Source organism: Mycobacterium sp., assembly GCF_049683355.1.
In the GTDB taxonomy this organism is placed as follows: Bacteria; Actinomycetota; Actinomycetes; order Mycobacteriales; family Mycobacteriaceae; genus Mycobacterium.
The window spans coordinates 1-1,697 of sequence record NZ_JBAUJB010000144.1 but is presented as its reverse complement, the minus strand read 5'-3'; the positions used below and the strand labels follow the sequence as shown (position 1 = coordinate 1,697).

Genomic DNA, 1,697 nt, shown 5'->3' with positions numbered 1-1,697 from the left:
GCATCCCGGTGGCCTCGGCGGCGGTGGTGGCGCTGGCGTTGCCGGGCGGAACGCCGCTGCCCGAGCAGTCCGGAGTGCTGGTCGCCGGCCCGGGGCGGTTGCGCGCCAAGGCTGTGACGTTGTCATCGCGCAAGTGGGGGCGGCGCGGCAACTTCGAGATGGTGCGGCTGTCGTTCGGACGGTTCGGTGACGCCGCCGAAACCCACGCTGCGCGCGCCATCGGTGACGAGGAGTTGCTGACATGGTCGGGGCAGGACCTCGAAACGCTGTTCGGCATCTCGGCCGAGCCGGTCGAACACCGGGTGGCCCGCTGGATCGATGCGATGCCGCAGTACGGGCCGGGCCACGCCGACGTCGTCGCCGAACTGCGGGCCGGCCTGCCTGCCGGGCTGGCGGTGGCCGGCTCGTACCTGGACGGGATCGGGGTGCCTGCCTGTGTGGCGGCCGCGACGCGGGCGGTGGCCGGGCTGGTGGTCGCCGGAGGCTGAGCCGTGCCCGTGGCACGATAGGCGCATGGCCAAGCTCGACTACGACGCCCTCAACTCCACCATCCGCTACCTGATGTTCTCGGTGTTCTCCGTACGGCCGGGCGCGCTGGCCTACGACGACGATGCGCGGGCGGCCGTCGTGGAGGAGACCGCCACCTTCCTCAAGCAACAAGAGGACAACGGCGTGGTGGTGCGCGGTCTCTACGATGTCGCCGGGATGCGCGCCGACGCGGATTTCATGATGTGGACGCACGCCGAGAACGTGGAGGCGTTGCAGGCGACGTACTCGGATTTCCGGCGCACCACCGCGCTCGGGCGTGCGTCGACGCCGGTGTGGAGCAACGTGGCGCTGCACCGGCCGGCCGAGTTCAACAAGAGTCACATCCCGGCGTTCCTGGCCGGCGAGGAGCCGGGTGCCTACATCTGCGTCTACCCGTTCGTCCGGTCACTGGAGTGGTATCTGCTGCCCGACGACGAGCGGCGCCGCATGTTGTCCGAGCACGGGATGGCAGCGCGCGGCTACAAGGACGTGCGGGCCAACACGGTGCCCGCGTTCGCGTTGGGTGACTACGAGTGGCTGCTGGCATTCGAGGCCCCGGAGCTCCACCGGATCGTCGACCTGATGCGCGACCTGCGTGCCACCGACGCTCGCCGGCACGTGCGCGAGGAGACACCGTTCTACACCGGGCCGCGGGTGTCGGTGGAGAAGCTGGTCACCGCGCTGCCATAGGCACCTTTGCTGGAACGATTCCGCGCGCTGGCTCTCGGCAGCCCTCGCAAAGTTGGCCAGGCTCACCTTGCTGGGATAGCCCTCCGCTGGGACCGCCTGTTCCAGCTCGCTTGGGGGATCTGGCAAAGACAGACTCACATTGTCGTTGTGGTCTCTTTACCGGATACGCATTGCTAGCATCGGCCGATGCCGAACCTCCGGGGGGTGGCGGCGGGCGTTGTGGCGATCGGCGCCGGGTACGCAACCTAATGGGTGTTGATCAGCGTGTCCTTGACGGGGATTCTGTCTCTGGAGCGGGAGGCTGATCACCGAGCCGCCGGCCGGTGAGCACCGTTGCCGCCTGGAGTGATGGTCAACTCCTAAAGCTAGATCGTGCCCCGGCCGGTTGGTGAGGTCATCTGTAGCGCTCATGGGATGTCGTGCCAGTTCGAGCACTGATCCATTAGGTCGCCGCCGGATGCCTTCGGCTCGAACAGGTT

General features: G+C 68.1%; 1 protein-coding gene and 1 pseudogene. Both read left to right on the top strand.

Annotated elements, in window-relative coordinates; translation table 11 throughout:
* Nucleotides 1-488, top strand: a pseudogene (locus tag WA944_RS09115) (protoporphyrinogen oxidase); the annotation flags it as partial.
* A gap of 25 nt (nucleotides 489-513) precedes the next feature.
* A complete protein-coding gene (gene hemQ, locus WA944_RS09110) occupies nucleotides 514-1,218 on the top strand; it encodes a hydrogen peroxide-dependent heme synthase (protein WP_526608649.1) in 705 nt (234 codons plus the stop codon).
* The last annotated feature ends 479 nt before the right edge of the window (nucleotides 1,219-1,697 follow it).

Coding starts and splice junctions, on each gene's coding strand:
- hemQ (WP_526608649.1), top strand. CDS start 514: ATGGCCAAGCTCGACTACGACGCCCTCAACTCCACCATCCGCTACCTG.